This is a genomic window from Pseudoalteromonas sp. G4, assembly GCF_028875915.1.
In the GTDB taxonomy this organism is placed as follows: Bacteria; Pseudomonadota; Gammaproteobacteria; order Enterobacterales; family Alteromonadaceae; genus Pseudoalteromonas.
Map to the genome: position 1 here is coordinate 1 of NZ_JAPEHW010000006.1, position 18,424 is coordinate 18,424.

14 protein-coding genes and 1 pseudogene are annotated in these 18,424 nt (G+C 41.1%); 10 read left to right on the forward strand and 5 right to left on the reverse strand.

Translation table 11 applies throughout. The features are described from left to right. Positions 1-117 precede the first annotated feature (117 nt). The 7 genes and pseudogenes from mreC to tldD all read left to right on the forward strand — a co-directional run bounded on the left by mreC (position 118) and on the right by tldD (position 9,588). Positions 118-951, forward strand: coding sequence for a rod shape-determining protein MreC (mreC, locus tag ON073_RS04035; RefSeq protein ID WP_274760584.1), 834 nt, complete (start codon positions 118-120; stop codon positions 949-951). After that, positions 944-1,420: a rod shape-determining protein MreD gene (gene mreD, locus ON073_RS04040; RefSeq protein WP_274760585.1), complete on the forward strand. Its 477-nt coding sequence runs from the start codon at positions 944-946 to the stop codon at positions 1,418-1,420. The genes mreC and mreD overlap by 8 nt, the downstream gene beginning before the upstream one ends. Continuing rightward, the gene (locus ON073_RS04045) at positions 1,420-1,995 is read left to right on the forward strand and encodes a Maf family protein (RefSeq protein ID WP_274760586.1); all 576 of its coding nucleotides are present in this window, start codon (positions 1,420-1,422) and stop codon (positions 1,993-1,995) included. The genes mreD and ON073_RS04045 overlap by 1 nt, the downstream gene beginning before the upstream one ends. Continuing rightward, the gene (gene rng, locus ON073_RS04050) at positions 1,992-3,464 is read left to right on the forward strand and encodes a ribonuclease G (protein WP_274760588.1); all 1,473 of its coding nucleotides are present in this window, start codon (positions 1,992-1,994) and stop codon (positions 3,462-3,464) included. Before ON073_RS04045 ends, rng begins: the two co-directional genes overlap by 4 nt. After that, positions 3,464-7,366 (forward strand): YhdP family protein, encoded by a 3,903-nt coding sequence (locus tag ON073_RS04055; RefSeq protein ID WP_274760589.1) that lies wholly within the window; start codon positions 3,464-3,466, stop codon positions 7,364-7,366. Before rng ends, ON073_RS04055 begins: the two co-directional genes overlap by 1 nt. Then, on the forward strand, positions 7,363-8,187 hold the full coding sequence (locus ON073_RS04060) for a carbon-nitrogen hydrolase family protein (RefSeq protein ID WP_274760590.1): 825 nt from the start codon (positions 7,363-7,365) through the stop codon (positions 8,185-8,187). Before ON073_RS04055 ends, ON073_RS04060 begins: the two co-directional genes overlap by 4 nt. After that, positions 8,177-9,588, forward strand: a pseudogene (tldD, locus tag ON073_RS04065) (metalloprotease TldD). The gene ON073_RS04060 and the pseudogene tldD overlap by 11 nt, the downstream one beginning before the upstream one ends. A 71-nt stretch (positions 9,589-9,659) precedes the next feature. Here the strand turns inward: tldD and ON073_RS04070 are convergent. From ON073_RS04070 to yjgA, 3 genes are read right to left on the reverse strand one after another with little or no spacing between them, the layout of a single operon-like run. Next, positions 9,660-10,901: an Ig-like domain-containing protein gene (locus tag ON073_RS04070; RefSeq protein WP_274760591.1), complete on the reverse strand. Its 1,242-nt coding sequence runs from the start codon at positions 10,899-10,901 to the stop codon at positions 9,660-9,662. After that, the gene (locus ON073_RS04075; protein WP_274760592.1) at positions 10,891-12,141 is read right to left on the reverse strand and encodes an Ig-like domain-containing protein; all 1,251 of its coding nucleotides are present in this window, start codon (positions 12,139-12,141) and stop codon (positions 10,891-10,893) included. Before ON073_RS04075 ends, ON073_RS04070 begins: the two co-directional genes overlap by 11 nt. Before the next feature lie 28 nt (positions 12,142-12,169). Further along, positions 12,170-12,700, reverse strand: coding sequence for a ribosome biogenesis factor YjgA (yjgA, locus tag ON073_RS04080; RefSeq protein ID WP_274760593.1), 531 nt, complete (start codon positions 12,698-12,700; stop codon positions 12,170-12,172). A gap of 171 nt (positions 12,701-12,871) precedes the next feature. Here yjgA and pmbA point away from each other — a divergent pair, with 171 nt between their 5' ends. Then, positions 12,872-14,221, forward strand: coding sequence for a metalloprotease PmbA (pmbA, locus tag ON073_RS04085; protein WP_274760594.1), 1,350 nt, complete (start codon positions 12,872-12,874; stop codon positions 14,219-14,221). A 5-nt stretch (positions 14,222-14,226) separates the two neighbouring features. Here the strand turns inward: pmbA and ON073_RS04090 are convergent, their stop codons facing one another. Next, positions 14,227-14,967 carry a ferredoxin--NADP reductase gene (locus tag ON073_RS04090; RefSeq protein WP_274760595.1) on the reverse strand — a complete coding sequence of 247 codons (741 nt, stop codon included), beginning with the start codon at positions 14,965-14,967 and terminating at the stop codon, positions 14,227-14,229. A gap of 116 nt (positions 14,968-15,083) precedes the next feature. Here ON073_RS04090 and ON073_RS04095 point away from each other — a divergent pair, with 116 nt between their 5' ends. Next, the gene (locus ON073_RS04095; protein ID WP_274760661.1) at positions 15,084-15,902 is read left to right on the forward strand and encodes a DMT family transporter; all 819 of its coding nucleotides are present in this window, start codon (positions 15,084-15,086) and stop codon (positions 15,900-15,902) included. Between the two features lie 45 nt (positions 15,903-15,947). Here ON073_RS04095 and ON073_RS04100 read toward each other — a convergent pair whose 3' ends face one another. Then, the gene (locus ON073_RS04100; RefSeq protein WP_274760596.1) at positions 15,948-17,567 is read right to left on the reverse strand and encodes a S41 family peptidase; all 1,620 of its coding nucleotides are present in this window, start codon (positions 17,565-17,567) and stop codon (positions 15,948-15,950) included. A gap of 392 nt (positions 17,568-17,959) precedes the next feature. Here ON073_RS04100 and mraZ point away from each other — a divergent pair, with 392 nt between their 5' ends. Continuing rightward, positions 17,960-18,418, forward strand: coding sequence for a division/cell wall cluster transcriptional repressor MraZ (gene mraZ / locus ON073_RS04105; protein ID WP_010561177.1), 459 nt, complete (start codon positions 17,960-17,962; stop codon positions 18,416-18,418). Positions 18,419-18,424: the final 6 nt, after the last annotated feature.

Consider the following 18,424-nt stretch of genomic DNA (forward strand, 5'->3'; position numbering starts at 1 on the left):
CGTGTGTTGCTCGTGGTGGTGGTAAAGCACTTGAAATGATCGATATGCATGGCGGTGATGTGTTTAGCTACGATTAAGTAGCTAACATAACTATTTTGATTGCTCTTTGAGGGCGCAATGAATTTAATTTTTGGTAGAAATACCTCGTTGCAATTACGCTTGGTGATTGCCATTGTGTTAAGTGCGGTATTAATTATCGGTGACCGCTTTACTGATGGTGGCTCCAAAGTTAGGGCTAGCTTAAATACAATTGTTAGCCCCTTGTTTTACCTTGCAAACCTCCCTTATGAAATGTTTCGTGAAGGCAGCAAAAACCTGTCTTCTCACCAGAGTCTCATGGTTGAGAACGATGCTTTACGTGAAGCCCAATTGGTACAAAATCAAAAACTACAGCAGTACGAATTTTTAAAACTCGAGAACCAAAAGCTGCGTGCATTATTAGGCTCTTCCAAAAAACTTGAAGACCGTAAATTAATTGCGCAAGTGTTGTCTGTTCATTCAAATCCTTATAGTCACCAAGTGTTAATCAACCGCGGCTTACTCGACGACGTGAAAGAAAGTCTTGCAGTAATTGATGACAAAGGTATTGTCGGGCAAGTAACGAGCGTAGGCAGTACAACTAGTCGCGTGCTGTTAATTACTGATACACAGCATGCAACGCCAGTGCGCATTCTTCGTAACAATGTGCGTACGGTAGTTGAAGGCATCGGTAAAATAGATCAACTAAGACTATCACATGTGCCTCATAGTATGGATATTCGCATTGGCGATGTGCTCGTGAGCTCAGGTTTAGGAGGCGTATTTCCCGAAGGTTACCCTGTTGCAACTGTGACTAGTATCAACCGCAATGAGGGAAGACCGTTTTCTGAAGTATATGCCAGCCCAATAGCTGAGCTTGATCGTATTCGCCTGCTGATTTTACTTTGGCGCAATGAGGTAGCCAATGACTAGGCATTTAGGTTTTATTTTATTATCCGTGTTTGTCTCTTTAGTATTGGCGCTCATGCCTTTACCGATTGCATTTGAGATGTACCGACCGGATTTAGTACTACTTGTGATTATGTATTGGTCACTAGCGCTACCGCATCGCGTGAATATTGGCTTTGCTTGGATGGCGGGGTTAATAATCGACTTAGCACTTGGTTCACCACTGGGTGTGCGCTCACTCACTTATGCTATCGTAATTTATATTACCGCCAGTAACTATCAGAAAATTCGAAACTTTAGTGTTTGGCAACAAGCAATGTTAGTCGCGCTTTTCTTGGCGCTTTATTATCTGCTAGTCTTTTGGTTAAACCACTTTTTACTCGATATTTATTTTTTACCTCAATACCTTTGGCCAGTATTAACAGGCGCATTAGCGTGGCCTTGGTTGTTTTTATTACTGCGAAAATATCGACGCCATTTTAGGATCCGTTAATGCCTACAAAAATTTATCTCGCTTCGGCATCGCCAAGACGAAAGCAGTTGCTTTCTCAATTGGATGTTGAGTTTGAACAGTTTGCCACTGATATTGACGAAAGCCAGAAAGCAGGTGAGTCTGCTGAGTTTTTTGTTCGTCGTCTTGCAGAAGAAAAAGCCAGAGCAGGTGTGGCAATTGCCGTACAAAATTTCCCAGTACTAGGCTCAGATACTATTGTGGTTTTAGATGGCAAGGTACTTGGCAAACCACTAGACCTAGCTGATGCTGTAGCAACATTATCGTCTCTGTCGGGTAAAACGCATCAAGTGATGACTGCAATCGCATTTGCAAATACTAAAACTGTTAAGTCACAGTTAGTCACGACAGATGTGACATTTAAAGAGTTATCACAGCAAGAAATTAAAGATTACTGCGCTACTAAAGAGCCTTTTGATAAAGCCGGTAGTTATGGCATTCAAGGCGGTGCGGGGCGTTTTGTAACACAGCTTAATGGTAGCTACTTTGCGGTAATGGGCTTACCACTTTATGAAACAGAGCAGTTACTAGCAGAATTTATCAAGGAGGGTGTATGAGCTCCGAGTTATTAATTAACGTTACACCCAGTGAGAGCCGTGTTGCACTGATTGAAAATGGTGTGCTACAAGAAGTGCAGCTTGAGCGAGAAGGTAATCTTGGAATTGTAGGCAATATTTACCTTGGTAAAGTCAGCCGTGTATTACCGGGAATGCAGGCTGCTTTTGTTGATATTGGCTTAGAAAAAGCGGCTTTTTTACATGCCTCAGACATTGTAAATAGTACCTCGATTGCCGAAGGTGTAGACGATCAGCCAATCAAAAAAGTACAAGATATTCGTGAGCTTGTTAGGCAAGGGCAATATATTATGGTGCAGGTGGTTAAAGATCCGCTTGGTACTAAAGGTGCCCGCTTAACAACCGATATCACAATTCCATCGCGTTATTTGGTATTTATGCCAGACGCCACGCATGTTGGTGTATCACAACGTATTGAAAGTGAAGATGAGCGTGAACGCTTAAAAAAAATCGTAGCGCCGTTTCATGATCAAGAAGGTGGTTTTATTGTGCGCACAGCTGCAGAAGGCGCAACCGAAACTGAACTTGAGCATGACGCTAAATTTCTAAAAAAACTGTGGCATAAAATTGCAAAAAAACGCAAAAAAACGCGTAAAGAGTCAATTTTACATGAAGACTTAACCCTAGCATTTCGTACCTTACGCGATTATGTCGGTGAAGATATGGAACGCATTCGCGTTGACTCAAAACTGACTTATCAGCAATTAACAGCCTTCACAGAAGAGTTTGTACCTGAGCTGGCAAAAACCCTTGAGTATTATCCAGGTGAGCGCCCAATTTTTGACTTGTTTAGCGTAGAACATGAGATTCAAAAAGCGCTAGAACGTAAGGTTGAATTAAAATCCGGTGGTTATCTGATTTTTGATCAAACAGAAGCGATGACTACGGTTGATGTAAATACTGGTGCCTTTGTTGGTCATCGTAATCTCGAAGAAACCATTTTCAATACTAATATCGAAGCTACTCAAGCGATTGCAAGGCAGCTCCGTTTACGCAATTTGGGCGGCATTATTATTATTGATTTTATCGATATGGCGAGTGCTGAACACAAACGCCGCGTGTTGCACAGCTTAGAAACAGCAATGGCCCCAGATCGCGCAAAAACCAATATTAATGGCTTTTCAGCGCTTGGTCTTGTGGAAATGACTCGCAAACGCACGCGAGAGAGCTTAGAGCATATTTTGTGTGGTGAATGCCCTGTATGTAAAGGGCGCGGCGCATTAAAAACAGTTGAAACTGTGTGCTATGAAATCTTACGAGAAATTGTAAGGGTAAATCGCGCTTACGATGCCACCAAATTTGTGGTCTACGCATCGCCTGCAGTGAGTGAAGCACTGATCAATGATGAATATCATAACCTGGCTGAGCTTGAACTTTTTATAAAGAAACAAGTCAGTATTCAAACAGAAAGCTTGTATAATCAAGAGCAGTTTGATGTGGTGATGATGTAGTGCAAAAAGTAAGGCACGCCTGTTTTTGGTGTTTACGTAAAATTTGGCAAATATTCGCGATCAGCCTTGTGCTGATCGCTGTGCTTGTGTCGTTGTTAAAATACAGCTTGCCTTATGCTAATGACTACAAAGGTGAAATTGAAGCGTTATTAACCGAGCAGGTCGGTACTGACATTGCGATTGGTTCAATTTCCGCGGGCTGGGAACATACTGGACCTGCACTAGTACTCAATCAAGTTTCTTTCGGCAAAGAGCAATCGTTAGCGCTTGGCTTGTATGTCGAGCAATCACGTTTGCATGTTAATGTTTGGCAATCAGTTTTACAGCGCAGATTAGTTTCAAACTACTTTGTACTGTCTGGTTTAAATGCCAAGATTGATCTAAACCAGCCTATGCCTAGCCGTGAACAAAGTGCGGACGGTGCCAACTTAATCGATGTACTCGAAACCCTTTTTCTTGCTGAAAGTGGTCACTTCGCGGTCGAGGATAGTCAATTATTTATTAAAACTAAGCGCAATGAAAACCGCCAAATTGCTGTAGAGCGTGTAACTTGGCAAAACCGTAATACTCAGCATCAAGGTGTTGGTTACATTACTTTACCGGGGATTTCTGACAACCGTTTAGAAGTGATTTTAGATTTATACGGTGAGCATTTTTCAGAGTCGTTTGGCACTTTGTTTGTTGAGAGTAAGCAACTCAATGCCAGTAGTTGGCTGCAAGATGTGTTATCAGAAAAAGTTTCTGGGGTTAAAAGTGATATTAACTTCAAAGCTTGGGCGCGCTTTAAAGAGTTTAAAATCGAAAATGTGCAACTTGATTGGGCGCCAAGCCAAATAACCTGGCAACAAGCAAAAGATCAAAAGTCACTTCAAATAAACAGTGGTACCTTACGCCTTCGCCCAAATAATGATGCTTGGACGCTTGAAACTTCAGAGCTAAGTATTGGTGCAAATCAAAGTCAGTGGCCAACATTTGGCGGCAAACTTAATTTTCTTGGTGATAATTTGGTTGCTCACTGGCGAGATTTTCCGCTTGCTTTAGTCAGTGATATTGCACCATTAATGCCTTTTGATGAAATTCATTTTGCCGAAGAATTAAAGCTTAATGGCAGCATTCCTGAGTTATATATTCGTTATCACAACCAGCAAGATTACTTTGTAACAGGTAAAGTTGAGGGACTTTCATGGCAACATTATCAAGGCATTCCTGGGGTACAAAACCTTGCACTTGAGTTTGTTGCAGATCAGCAGGCGGCTAAGTTAAGCATTCAGGGCAGTGATGACTACTTAATGACAGGAGAGTTATTCTCGCGCGCCATTCCATATCAGCAGTTAGATATTTCAATCGATTTTATCAAGCAGGCTGAGGGGTGGCAGGTTCAAAGTGACACCATTTGGCTACATAACGAAGAGCTTACATTTGCTGCGGAGTTCTCACTTGATTTGTATGCTCAAACAGAGCTTAGTTTATACGCTGAAATGCAAGGCCCAGAAGTACTTAAAGCTCGTCATTACTTCCCCCGTGGTTATATGCCACAAAGCACAATAGATTATTTAAATCGCTCACTACGTGGCGGTCGTATTGATTTAGCTAAAGTGCTTTGGCAAGGTAAGTTAAGTGATTTCCCATACCGAGAGCATAATGGGCGTTTTTTAGTTGATGCAAAGGTAACCGACGCAACATTTAATTTTAATCAATCTTGGCCAGATATAACTGACCTTGAAGCTGATTTGATATTCTCAAATGAGCGTATGGATATTGTCTCTAAGCAAGGTGAATTGGCAGGCCTGCGTTTGGGGCAAGGGGTAGTTGTTAGTATTGATGACTTATCTCATGCAAATATGCTGAATGTTGATATTGAAACAACACAACAAGCTGAAAAATTACAGCCATTTTTTGCTGCTACCCCATTAAATAACTCGGTTGGCGCAGTGCTTGAGACAATTCAAGGACAAGGTCAAGTTATTGGCAAAACACGCATTCAGGTGCCGCTTGGTAAAAAAGCGGGTAAAAATGGAAAAGTGGATGTTTCCGGCTCTGTCGATTTTTCAAATACGCCGATTTACATTGCCAAGCCAGGTATTCCATTTAAAAACCTAAATGGCACGCTGACCTTTCATAACAGTGATATCACGCTTAAAAATGCTAATGCAACGTGGCTTGATATGCCATTTAACTTTAGTTTAGAAGGCAAACAAAGTGGCGAGAATTACGCACTTTCACTGAGCGGCGATGCACTATGGCAAATTAAAGACATTGTTAAACATACCCAGGGTGTAATGGATGGGTATTTAACCGGCGTTGTTCCGTTTGATATTGCATTTGATATGACCTTGAAACCACAAGGTTTTAATTATAATGCCAGTGCAAATTCAAACTTGATTGGCTTGGGCACTAACTTACCAGTTCCTTACAGCAAAAAAAGTGATGAAATTTGGCCGCTTTCGTTAACTGTTCAAGGTGATGAAATTTCGAACTTGGTTACCGCCAATATCAACAAGCAGTTATTTTTCAATAGCATCATTGATAACCGTGAAGGCAAAGTTACTAATGCGCATTTAATTGTCGGTGAAAAAGATTTGGGCATAAATGCTTCAGGTTTTGATGTGTCGGTGCATTTAGCTAAAGCCGATATTGTTGAATGGATCCCATTTATTGATCACTTAATTACCACTCCGAGTGAATCAAGTAATACAAATCAGGTATTTCCCTCATTAAAAGCAGTAAACGCGAATATTGATTATGCAACGTTATCTGAAATTGAGTTTAACGATTTAGATATTAATTTAACGGCCCTTGCGCAATCAACCCAGCTGAAAATTAATGGTAAGGAAGTGCGTGCTGAAGTGAGTATTCCGCGCGTGCTAGCACAGCGTCCTGTGTATATTGAGGCAGACTATTTAAGGCTTAACTTTAAACAACAAGAAGAAGTACAAGTCGGTTTAACACCACTAGATAGTTTTGATGGCCCGAAAGATAATCAATGGTTGATGCATTTACCCGCTATTCGTTTTAACTGTGCAGATTGCAAAATTGATACTTATCAGCTGGATAAAGTCATTCTAGATTTAGACCCTGCAGACAACGGTTTACTGATAAGCCAATTGAATATTAATAAAGGCAAGCATCAGTTTATTGGGCAGGGCAGTTGGCAAAAACAAAAAACCAACCTTGCTGGCAAGCTTGTTAGTAAAGATATTGGTGAGCTAACTGACGAGTTTGATTTAACTAGTTCAATTAAAGAATCAAACGCCGAAATAGATATCGACTTAGCTTGGTATGGCACGCCATATGAGTTCAATACTGAATCGTTGTCGGGTGATTTAAAGTGGCGCTTAGGTGATGGTTATATTACCGACATAAGCGACGGGGGCGCGCGTGTTTTCTCGCTGCTTAGTCTTGATTCATTAGTGAGAAAACTCAAGCTCGATTTCCGCGATGTGTTTGCAAAAGGGTTTTTCTACAACAGTATGAAAGGCACCATGCAAATCGATAAAGGGGTTGCATACACTAAGGATGCGGAACTCAACGGGGTACCAGCCGATTTAACAATTAAGGGCTATGCGGACTTAAATACCCGAAAAATCGATTACACCATGTGGGTTGCCCCAGAAGTGACCTCAAGCATTCCTGTCATTGTAGCTTGGATGGTCAACCCGGTAACTGGATTAGCTGCGCTTGCTATCGATAAAGTGCTGCATTCAGCAAGGGTAATTTCAGAGATTGAATACACCATTACTGGCACATTTGAAGAGCCCGTTGTAACAGAAAAAGGTAAGAAAAGTCGCGAGATTGAAATCCCGCAACCAAAGCAAGATGACTTACCTGAAGAAAAGAAAGTGGTCCCTGTTACTGAAGAGTCGCAATCGAGTGAACAAAGTACACAGGAGCAAACTCAATGATCGCAGTATTACAATGGACGGTAAGCTCAGTACCGGATAAAAACCTTGCTTATTTGCGCCAAGAGCTCAATCAGCTTCGCAACAAATACAAAAATGAAGAATTACTTGTTTGCCTACCTGAAGGCTTTGCCTGTTTTGATGCCGAGCCGAGTGAATTAATGGCTTTTGCACATGCCAGCCAACCATTTATTCGCGAAGTTTGTGGCCTTGCTAAAGAATATAATGTTTGGCTTAGTGCTGGCACCATTCCCATCGGTGACGGTGATAAATATTACGCAGCATCACTGCTTATTGACTCATCTGGTGAGGTGGTTGCTCGTTACAATAAAATTCATTTATTTGATGTGGACGTAAATGATAGTAAAAAAAATTACCGTGAATCGAATTCAACCATAGCGGGTAAAGAGCTTGTTGTGGTTGATACCCCGTTTGGCAAAATAGGTTTAACGGTTTGCTACGACATGCGTTTTCCTGGGTTATTCGGCGCCCTTAGAGCACGCGGCGCTGATATTATTCTGGTACCTTCGGCATTTACAGTTCCCACCGGAAAAGCGCACTGGCAACCTCTTTTGCAAGCGCGTGCAATTGAAAATCAGGTATTTATCGTAGCAGCCGCAACAACAGGTACACATGACCGAGGACGCGAAACCTATGGTCACAGTGTGGTGATATCGCCTTGGGGTGAAATTGAAGCGATGTTAGCAACAGAGCCAAACAATATCGTATACTTACCCAATATGGATAAATTGACAGAAATTAGGCAAAAAATGCCGCTGATGTCACATAACCAATTTAATTATGAGTTTAAACATGAGCAATAACGTAGAACAGCATTTATTAACGCAAAGCGGCCTTTCTCGCCAAGATTTGCTCGACAGTTTGTCTTTAATTCAAGAACATCAAATTGATTATGCCGATTTGTACTTTCAGTCAAGTCACCATGAATCTTGGGTACTTGAAGATGGTATTGTAAAAGATGGAAGCTACAACATTGAGCGCGGTGTGGGTGTTAGAGCGATTTCAGGTGAGAAAACGGGTTTTTCTTACTCTGATGCCATTAACAAAAATGCGATTACTCAAGCTGCACTTGCAGCAAGAACCGTTGCTGATAAAAACAGTGCTGAAGTTACCACAAGTAAAGTTCAGGTGGTGGAACTAGATAAGCATATTATCCAACCGATTATGCCAATCAGCAGTTTAAAAGACAGCGAGAAGATTGATTTACTTAAACAAGTGGATGCTTACATCCGTCAAATCGCACCAAATGCATCTCAAGTGGTATGTTCGATGGCCGCTGTGTATGAAGAGGTGTTGATTGTTGCAAGTGATGGTACCTTTGCTACAGATATTCGCCCACTTATTCGCTTAAATATTTCAGTGTTATTAGAGCAAGACGGTAAGCGTGAGCGTGGCAGTGCTGGCGGTGGCGCACGTTTAGATTATGGTTATTTTTACGAATTAGTAGATGGTAAACCGCGCTGGATGAGTTATGCCGATGAAGCGGTGCGCCTTGCTAACGTTAATTTACAGGCGGTAGTTGGCCTGGTGTACTATTACATGAAGCAGTTGGCCATGGTTTAGAAGGTGATTTTAACCGTAAAGGCTCATCAGCATTCAGCGGCAAGGTAGGACAACAAGTGGCGTCTAGCTTATGTACCGTTGTTGATGATGGCACAATAGATAACCGCCGTGGTTCGCTCAATGTGGATGACGAAGGGGTTGCAGCGGGCTATAACGTGCTGATTGAAAACGGCGTGCTGAAAGGCTATATGCAAGATAAACTCAATGCACGCTTAATGGGGGTTACACCTACGGGCAATGGTCGTCGAGAGTCTTATGCCCATTTACCTATGCCGCGTATGACTAATACGTACATGCTACCCGGTGAAAGCACGCAACAAGAAATTATCGAAAGTGTTGAAAATGGTATTTTCGCGACGAATTTTGCTGGTGGCCAAGTCGATATCACTTCGGGTAAGTTTGTATTCTCGGCATCAGAAGCGTATTTAATTAAAGATGGCAAAGTAACGCAGCCAATCAAAGGGGCTACTCTTATTGGTAACGGCCCAGACGTAATGCATAAAATCTCAATGGTAGGTAATGACTTATCACTTGATAATGGCGTGGGCGTATGCGGCAAAGATGGTCAAAGTGTACCAGTTGGTGTCGGTCAGCCTAGCCTTAAAATTGATGAATTAACGGTGGGTGGCACAGCTGCTTAAGTTGTTAAACTGATTCTTGAAAAAGAAAAACGCTGCAATTGCAGCGTTTTTTATTGGTTCTCTTAGATTAGTTAGAGTAACTGTATTTTCAACAGTTTAAATGTTGTTTTACCGCTTGGACTTGTGATCTCAATAGTGAGATTTGCAGTAGCTGGTTGATCGTCTTCTGCAAGCGTATTTTTCAAATCAAAGCTGATGCTTTGTCCGCCAAATACATTTTTAGCTCTTGCAGTTGATATAGATACATTAGCATCAATGTCAGCTTGGCTAATTGGATTTGGGGTTCCAGTCGTATTACCAACAGTAAAACTTGTCTGGCCAACTAGTTCACCTTCATCGGTCGCAATAGACACTGTTGAGTTTAATGGCAGCGTTTGCATTGCTGTATCAGCAAAATATAAAGTGTAGGCTTGGCTAGATGCTCTTGCAATCGCAGTTGGTGTTAACGTATTGCTGTTATCTGCAATTAGCCTTTCACTGCCCGTTGTTTCATACAGTGCCCATTTACTTGCGCCACTTGCCATAATAAGTACTAATGACTTACGCACATTTATTAAACTTTGCGCTGCACATAAATCGCCAGAACACTGCGGGCCATTAAACTTATCATCAGCGCTCGCAAATACTTTATTGTTATCAAAGTCGATAAAGGTTTCGCCTTGATCGTATTGGTCGTTTTCATTGTCATCGCGCCATGCTTCTGACATATCAATAAAACCAGATGGTAAGTATTGTGCACGACCGAAGCCACTTGATACCTCGTTATTTACGACAGGATTACCATCTTGATTATCAAAAAGGTTATTACCATTAGTATCGAAGAAGGTCTCATGGCCAATGGCGGTTGCGAGAATAGTAGATCTATGGTTAAACACGCGAGGTTCACTACTTTGCCAAGTAACAGAACATGAGCCATTAGTTGTTTGACAGCTTGGCTCTATTTGACCACCTTCCGTGGTAAAATTAACCGTTGTGCCATCAGGCACAGGGTTATTAAAGCTATCAGCTAACCAAGCTGTAATTTCCGTTGTAACGCCATTGATACTGTTGCTTTCCGGATTAAGAACCGCAGCTGAAAGCGAAATACTGTTTTGATCGGCAAGACCTGTATTAACCGAGAGCAAATCAGATTGACTAATAATCTCAACACTTTCGCCTGCATCGTTTGTAGTCGTCGCACTGGCTGTAACACGCACAGATGTTGGTACCGTGCCCGAAATAACTTTTGTACTGACTTCACCTTGTGAATTAGTGATGGCTGTTTTTGGTGACACTTCTAATCCACCAACATCGGTACTTGCACTAAAATTCACTGGCTGTTGGGCTAATAAATTTCCTTGCTTGCCACCCAACGCCGCCAGTACCTTTAAGCACAATTGAGTTAGGTTCTGCTGAAACAAACTCAATGGCACCGAGTGCTTCACCTAATAAGTTGATATCTTGTGTTAAGATAATATTGCTGCCGTTTACTGTTACGCTTGCAATGATTTGGTCTTGATTACCATTGGCGCCAGCACAGCTGATATCTTTATAAGTTGAATTGGCTTCGCCGTTGATAGTAAGTACTTGCTCATCAATATTAGCTTTGCTGTTTAGCACGCAGTTAGAGCTAAAGTTAACCGCAGTGGGTGTTGTAATAACTTGCTCATTTTCATCAACTAAAACTAACGATAAACCAAGTGTACCGCCCGCCGCTAAATCGACGCTGCCGTCACTTTGACGCGCAACACTCAGTTTCAATTGGTTAGCAACAAAATTACCATCGTTATCAAAGTAACCAACTTGTACTACAGGTGTTTCGATATCATCGGCACTGAGTACTTGGTAATTAATCTGTGAGCTAACACTATTGCTCTCATCTAATTGATAAGTAGCAACGGCTGTTGCAGCACCTATTTGGCTATCACTTGCTAATGTGAGTAATACATTTGCATTGCCATTTGTGTCAGTAAGCCAAGAGCTTGTATTAAGCTCACCTATTTCAGCTGTAAAGCGAATAGGCTGATTACTAATCGGGTTATTTTCTTTATCAACCAAGTTTGCCTTCAAGGTAATTACTTCACCTTGTTTTGCGCTATTAATCGCAGCATCTCCAACAAAACTTGAGAGTGATACAACTGGTAACGTGGTTGTTTGATTGGTGTCTCGCAAAAATTCAAAACTTGCACTGTCGCTGGCACCTTGCGAACTCGCAGTAACATCGGCTGCGCCTATATCAGAACTAGAACTGGTAAGCAGAACTTGGGCAACACCATCAGAATTTGTTAGTTTGCTACTTGGCGAGAGTGAGCCTAAAGGAGTTTCAAAAGTGACACTGGTGTTTACAACCGCTGCGTTATTTTTACTTAAATAGGCTTCAATACAAAAAGTAGAACCAGCAACAAGCGAAGGTGATGTCATTGCTTGGCAATTTTCATCAAGCACAGAGACAGCAACTAAGGTTGGCGCATCTGGGTCGGGTGGTGTGACTTCTTCATTTTTGCCTGAAGAGCCGTTACACGCTGCAAGCGCAGATGCAGTAAGTAAAATACTAAGTTGCCTTATTGTGCTCATGCTTATCCTTAACCGTTGCTGTTGGTTTTTATTGTGTGATTACCTGCTTTAAACACTGGAAAATTTCGCGGTAAGCTTTTGCTGGCTTGTTCGCTTCTTTTTCTTTTTTCGCTTGGCGTGTTAATTGGCGTAATCTTTGTCTATCGAGTTCTGGATATTCAGATACTAACTCATTGATCTTATTGTCGCCAACTTCAATTAGCTCATCACGAATATGCTCTAATTTATGAAATAGCACATTACCTTGTGCATGCTTGTTTTTTAGGATATCTACCGCTTTGGTGATCTCTTCAATATTGGTCGCTAGGCGTAAACACTTAGCAATATAGTTTAAGTGTCTGCGGTAAGCTTCGGTTTTTTCTTTGAGGCGATCAGCAAGCTCCATTGCCTCAATCAATTCTTCATTGAGCGGAATTGTTTTTCGCTGCTTTTTACTTAGCGCAGCAATATCAGCACCAAGTTCATGTAATTCTTTCGCATCACGCTTTAATTCAGCACGCGATACATAAATAATTTCTTCCTCTGGCGTATCGAAATCAACTTTGTTCTTTTTGGCCATGGTGTCTCCACAAATTAATATTGTTACGTCGATTACTGCAATTGGTGTGAAACCAAAAGGTAAATACGTAATTTCTTTATATTATACGTGAAAAATACGCTGTGATGCTCTGCCTTATGACGCTATTTTTGATATGCTTAAAAAAATAGTTAAATTTAAGCTCAATTCCTTATGCACGCAGATTCAAACGATCCAATTTTTCAGCGCCTTGACGAAGTTAAACAGGCAGTGAGCGAAGCGCTCGATTATGCAAAACAGTTAGGTGCAAGCTCTGCTGAAGCGGCGATGTCGAGCACATCTGGTTTGTCAGTATCAACACGTTTAGGCGAAGTTGAAACGATAGAATACAACCAAGATGGTGCGCTGGGCATTAGCGTTTATGTTGGTAATAAAAAAGGGTCTGCATCTACTGCTGATTTAAGTGCCGATGCACTTAAAACAGTGGTTGCTAAGGCGGTAGAAATTGCAAAGTATACTTCTGAAGACCCATGCAATGGGGTTGCAGATAAAGAGCTACTTGATTTTGCGCCGCTTGATTTAGATTTATATCATCCTTGGCAGGTGTCTGCTGAACAGGGAATAGAGTTGTGTAAACAAGCTGAAAGTGCAGCAATGCAATTTGATAAGCGTATTTCTAACTCTGATGGTGCTAGTTTCTCAAGTCATAATGGATTACGTGTTTATGGTAATAGTTATGGTCAGCTTATAGGTTTTCCACGTAGTCGTCATAGCATCAGTTGTATGGTGATTGGCGAAGAAAATGGCATGATGCAGCGTGATTCTGCTTATACCATTGCTCGTAAGCAAGATGGACTTCGCAGCGCCCAAAGCGTTGGTATTGAAGCTGCAGAAGAGACTATTGCTCGTTTAAACTGCCGTCGTATTCCTACCGGTAAATACCCGGTAGTTTTCCGTGCCGATATTGCAAGTTCACTGTTTGGCCACTTAGTTTCAGCGATTGGCGGTGGCGCGTTATATCGCAAATCAAGCTTCTTGTTAGATAGCTTATGCACACAAGTGTTTAGTAAGCATGTCAATATTGAGGAGCGTCCACACATTTTAGGCGGGTTAGCTTCGTCCTCTGTGGACAGTGAAGGGGTTAAAACCATCGACCGCGAAATAATTAAAGATGGTGAATTACAAACCTATTTACTAGCAAGTTATGCGTCACGTAAATTAGGTATGCAAGCAACAGGTCATGCTGGTGGTATTCACAACTGGTTAGTTGAAGCGTCACATCAAGATTTAAAAACAGTGCTAAATGAAATGGGCACGGGTTTACTTGTTACAGAGGTGATGGGACAAGGCGTAAATATTGTAACGGGTGATTACTCACGAGGCGCAGCTGGTTTTTGGGTAGAAAATGGTGAAATTCAGTACCCAGTAAGTGAAGTAACAATTGCTGGCAACTTAAAAGATATGTTCTTAAAAATTGCAGCAATTGGTGGAGATGTTGACTTACGCGGCAGTATTCAGACTGGTTCTGTATTAATCGAAAATATGTCGATTGCAGGCGAATAATTACCTTACCAATATTGCTCAACAGTAATATTACCAGGCTTTGCACGGCGATTTCGTGTAAAGCCTAAGTCTAATAAAATCTGAGTGGTTTCTTTTACCATTTCAGGATTACCACACAGCATAAACTGGCTGTTTTCAGGTGATGCCTCTACTCCAACATAATTAAATAGCGTTTTTGATGTAAGAGCGCTGGTGATCCGCCCAGATAAGCCGTCCGTTATGGTTTCTTGGCTGACCATAGGTACGAATGTGAGAGGATGAGATTGGCAAGTGCTAACTATGAGTTCTTGATATACAAGATCTTCTTTTTTACGCACACCGTGAACTAAAATAACTTTTTCAAACTTTTGCCAGAGCTCTGGATCACCGAGCATAGATAAAAAAGGCCCAATGGCCGTACCTGTTGAAAGTAGCCATAGGTATTTAGACGATGGTACTTCATCCAGGGTAAAAAAACCGGAAGCTTGTTCTGCAACGTGAACCGTTTCCCCAATGGATAATTCAGATAAGGGTGGTGATAACAAACCATCTTGCACAGTGACTAGCAAAAATTCATGTAACTCAGATTGTGAAGGGGTATTTACAAAGGAATATGCGCGGGCAATTTTTTTATCTTCAATTGTCATGGCAAGTTTAGTAAATTGCCCAGCTTTATAACTTGGCAATGGTGCACTAAGCGTTAGGCTGAATAATTTTTGATTCCACCATTTTATGTCTGTTACTGTGCCATCGATCCAATTTGCCATTTCTATTCCTTAAAAACTTATTTAGGGTTAGTTTAACTGTGGCAGTTAAATTTAAAATTTCAATTTAAATTATTCAGAGGAAATAAGATGTTAGGCGAAGTTGCTGCATTGGCAGCATTAGTCATCACTTTAGTGCGTTACAGCTTAATTTGATTAAAGGTATTTTCGCTTCTTCTCTGATGTTGATAACCCTACCTTTATTACCCGAAGTAAATTTTGAGTTATCACAGCAACATATGATTATTTTATTGCTATCGGGAGTCATCGGGATCGCCATTGGCGATAGTGCCTATTTTGCCTCTTTAAAGCGGATCGGGGTGAATAAAACTTTATTACTTGAATCCATTGCGCCACCGCTTTCAGGTATTTTAGCTGTTTTGCTACTTGGTAGTTTATTGAGTTGGCAAAGCTGGCTAGGTGTATTGGTTACAACATTTGCTGTGGCATTAGTGGTGATGCAACCAGAAGAAAATAAGCAAGCGGTGAATGCATCGGGTATTGGGTTTGGATTATTGGCAAGTGTGTGCCAGGCAACGGGTGTAGTTATTTCACACTATGCACTTGTTGCAGGTGATATAGAGCCATTGTTAGGAGCTTTATTGCGTTTAGTTGCAGGTATTAGTGCTATACTTGTTATGTTGGTGCTGTTTAAGCGTAAAGAGTTCTTTGCTATAGCTGGTGGCTTTCGTAAATTAGCCAGCCGCGAATTTGCTTTGTTGTTGCTTGCCATTATTGTAGGTACATTTTTAACACTTTGGTTGCAGCAAGTTGCTTTGAAATATGCCAACCCTGCTGTAGCGCAAACATTAATTGCTACATCGCCTTTATTTATTTTGTTTTTCGCTATCGTTAAAGGGCAAGTTCCTTCAACAAAAACAATTATTGGCACACTACTGGCGATAGTGGGTATATCGTTATTTTTTATTTTCCGATAAGCGAAAAAAAGGTGGCAACTGCCACCTTTTTTCTTTCTACTGGCGTTACTTTGTCGCCTCTTTTATTGGCGTGATAATCGCATTATTTTCAATCATCTGTTCAAAACGATTATTTGGCACATGTATGGCAGGTCCAGTGATTTGCTTACTTAGCCCAGCTTGTTTTACCGCTTTTGTCGCTTTTACTGTTGGGCAACTGCCAGTTTCCATATGATACAGTGCAGTTGATAACATGCCTTCTGAAATATCCCCCATTGGACGAGTTAGGTCGTCGCTTACCGTACAGCCTTTAATTTCAGTTTGGAAATTTGGATTTTGCTTAGGAATAAAGCCATCTGAGTATTCACCAAAGCCTTTAGCATTTACACCGCTAAATTGAATAGTGAAATAGGTTGTACTGCAGTTATCTGTTGGTACAAAACCATAAGGCTTGCCACAAGTTTGTCCACCTATTAACACCACATCAAGATCGATGCCCGCAAGACCATTGATCAGTGCTTCACTGGCAGAGCAAGTTGAGCCACTTGAAATCACATACACTTTGTTTAATGCAACCGTAGGTAAATCAACACCGGTAAAGCGGCTGTTATCCCAATCAATTTCTTGATTATAAAAACCTAGCGCTTGATCTTCAGACCATTTACCATTGTATTTTAGGGTGTAGTAGTTGCGGTTATTGGTATTTACATCACCTGCAATCATATAAGCTAATTGCGATGAGAGCGCGAGTAAACCACCACCGTTGTAGCGTAAGTCGACTACTAATTCACTAATATTTGCATTTCTAAATTCGGTAAATTTTTCAATCAAATCAGTTTGTGCATCGGCAATGCTAAAGGTATCAAATTGGATGTAACCAACGGTTTTGCCATCATGTACAAAAGTATTCGTCGCTTTAACGGGAGCAAGTTCATAGCTGCCAGAGGTTACCGTTAGTGTTTTTTCTACCCCGAAGGTATCCTTCACTTTAATTGTATGCGTCTGACCATCATTTTGAGGGAATAAACCTGCATTTAAAGTATCGACATCATCGCCATTGATTAGATCAACACCATCCACTTCTAAAATTTGATCGCCACGATTAAAACCTGCAAGCGCAGCCGGTGAATTAGGTTCTCTTTGTACAACAAATAACTCTCGAGGTGGTGTGGTACTGCCGAAACGCCAACGAATGCCATAACCCGATGATGCACCGCCTTGAGTGCGCTCGCGGTATTCTGCGGTATCTTGGTAAAAATGGAAGTTATCTTTATCAGCACCTGAATCGGTTTTAGCGAAAGTTTTTAAAATTTCAAAATAAGTTTGCGGTGTATCGTAGTTGGCAGGATCGACATCATCAACTTCGTTATACCAAAGGTAAGATTCATGGTTCCATGAGCGCAGCCACATTTTTTCATCAGTCAATGTACCCGCAGTATCTGTATAAACTTCGCCAGTGTATGGATCGGAACCTGTGCGAACAATTGCGCATTTATTTGCAAAATCTTCTTTTGCTTTAAACTCATTGGCAACCCATTGGTTGTCAGTACCACCTGTTGTTCCACCGCCAGTTGTACCACCATCAACAACTGTTTCACTGTCATTACTTGAGCTACCGCCACAAGCAGCCAGAATCGAGAACGATAATGCTAAGGTAATTCCTTTTTGCAATTTACTGAACTTCATAAACATCTTCCTTTAATAAGATCGCAATTTATGACATCAAATTACCAGAAGGTCAAAATAACAACAACTAATTACAGTTAACATTTGTAAAAGCCCATAAGGCATGGCGTAAACAGCTTGTACAAAAAACATTATTAATTTGATCGCTTTTTATGCAAAAAGGTTCAATGCAAGGCTAGTAAAGGCGTGATCTAAGATCTCTCTCCACTTTTTTCCACTAAATTCATCAACTTTGCTCTAGCCCTTATCAATAAAGGGCTTGCGAGAAAAATATTATTGTTACAATTCTTGACAAATACCTGTGTCAAGCCCTAGACTCTATCGTTGTGGAGAAAAGTGGTAAAAAATGGATCTCAGTGGATCGGCACTAATAACAAAATGGGAACGCTTACATGTTTCGTGGCGCACATGCAATTAACCTCGATGATAAAGGACGCTTGGCAATACCTACCAAGTTTCGTGCTTTATTGCAGGCAGATTGCGAAGGCCAATTAGTGTGCACAATTGATTTAAAAGATCCCTGCCTGTTGTTGTATCCATTAAGTGAATGGCAAGAAGTCGAACAAAAGCTTAGCCAGTTATCGAACATGGTTGAGGCTGAGCGTCGTGTTAAGCGTATTTTGCTAGGTAGTGCGATGGAATGTCAGCTCGACAAAAACGGTAGAATTTTATTGTCTTCTCCACTAAGAGCACATGCAGGGCTCAATAAAAAATTAATGCTAGTAGGTCAGTTGAATAAATTTGAGCTGTGGGACGAGGATACTTGGAATGAAAAACTTCAACAAGATATCGCCCAAGAGCAACAAAAAGATCTGACCGTTAGCGAACGACTTCAAGATTTCAATTTTTAATAATAA

Excerpts from the sequence above, each read along its gene's own strand:
- mreC (WP_274760584.1), top strand. The coding sequence starts at position 118 with ATGAATTTAATTTTTGGTAGAAATACCTCGTTGCAATTACGCTTGGTG.
- mreD (WP_274760585.1), top strand. The coding sequence starts at position 944 with ATGACTAGGCATTTAGGTTTTATTTTATTATCCGTGTTTGTCTCTTTA.
- ON073_RS04045 (WP_274760586.1), top strand. The coding sequence starts at position 1,420 with ATGCCTACAAAAATTTATCTCGCTTCGGCATCGCCAAGACGAAAGCAG.
- rng (WP_274760588.1), top strand. The coding sequence starts at position 1,992 with ATGAGCTCCGAGTTATTAATTAACGTTACACCCAGTGAGAGCCGTGTT.
- ON073_RS04060 (WP_274760590.1), top strand. The coding sequence starts at position 7,363 with ATGATCGCAGTATTACAATGGACGGTAAGCTCAGTACCGGATAAAAAC.
- ON073_RS04075 (WP_274760592.1), bottom strand. The coding sequence starts at position 12,141 with ATGAGCACAATAAGGCAACTTAGTATTTTACTTACTGCATCTGCGCTT.
- yjgA (WP_274760593.1), bottom strand. The coding sequence starts at position 12,700 with ATGGCCAAAAAGAACAAAGTTGATTTCGATACGCCAGAGGAAGAAATT.
- pmbA (WP_274760594.1), top strand. The coding sequence starts at position 12,872 with ATGCACGCAGATTCAAACGATCCAATTTTTCAGCGCCTTGACGAAGTT.
- ON073_RS04090 (WP_274760595.1), bottom strand. The coding sequence starts at position 14,967 with ATGGCAAATTGGATCGATGGCACAGTAACAGACATAAAATGGTGGAAT.
- ON073_RS04100 (WP_274760596.1), bottom strand. The coding sequence starts at position 17,567 with ATGAAGTTCAGTAAATTGCAAAAAGGAATTACCTTAGCATTATCGTTC.
- mraZ (WP_010561177.1), top strand. The coding sequence starts at position 17,960 with ATGTTTCGTGGCGCACATGCAATTAACCTCGATGATAAAGGACGCTTG.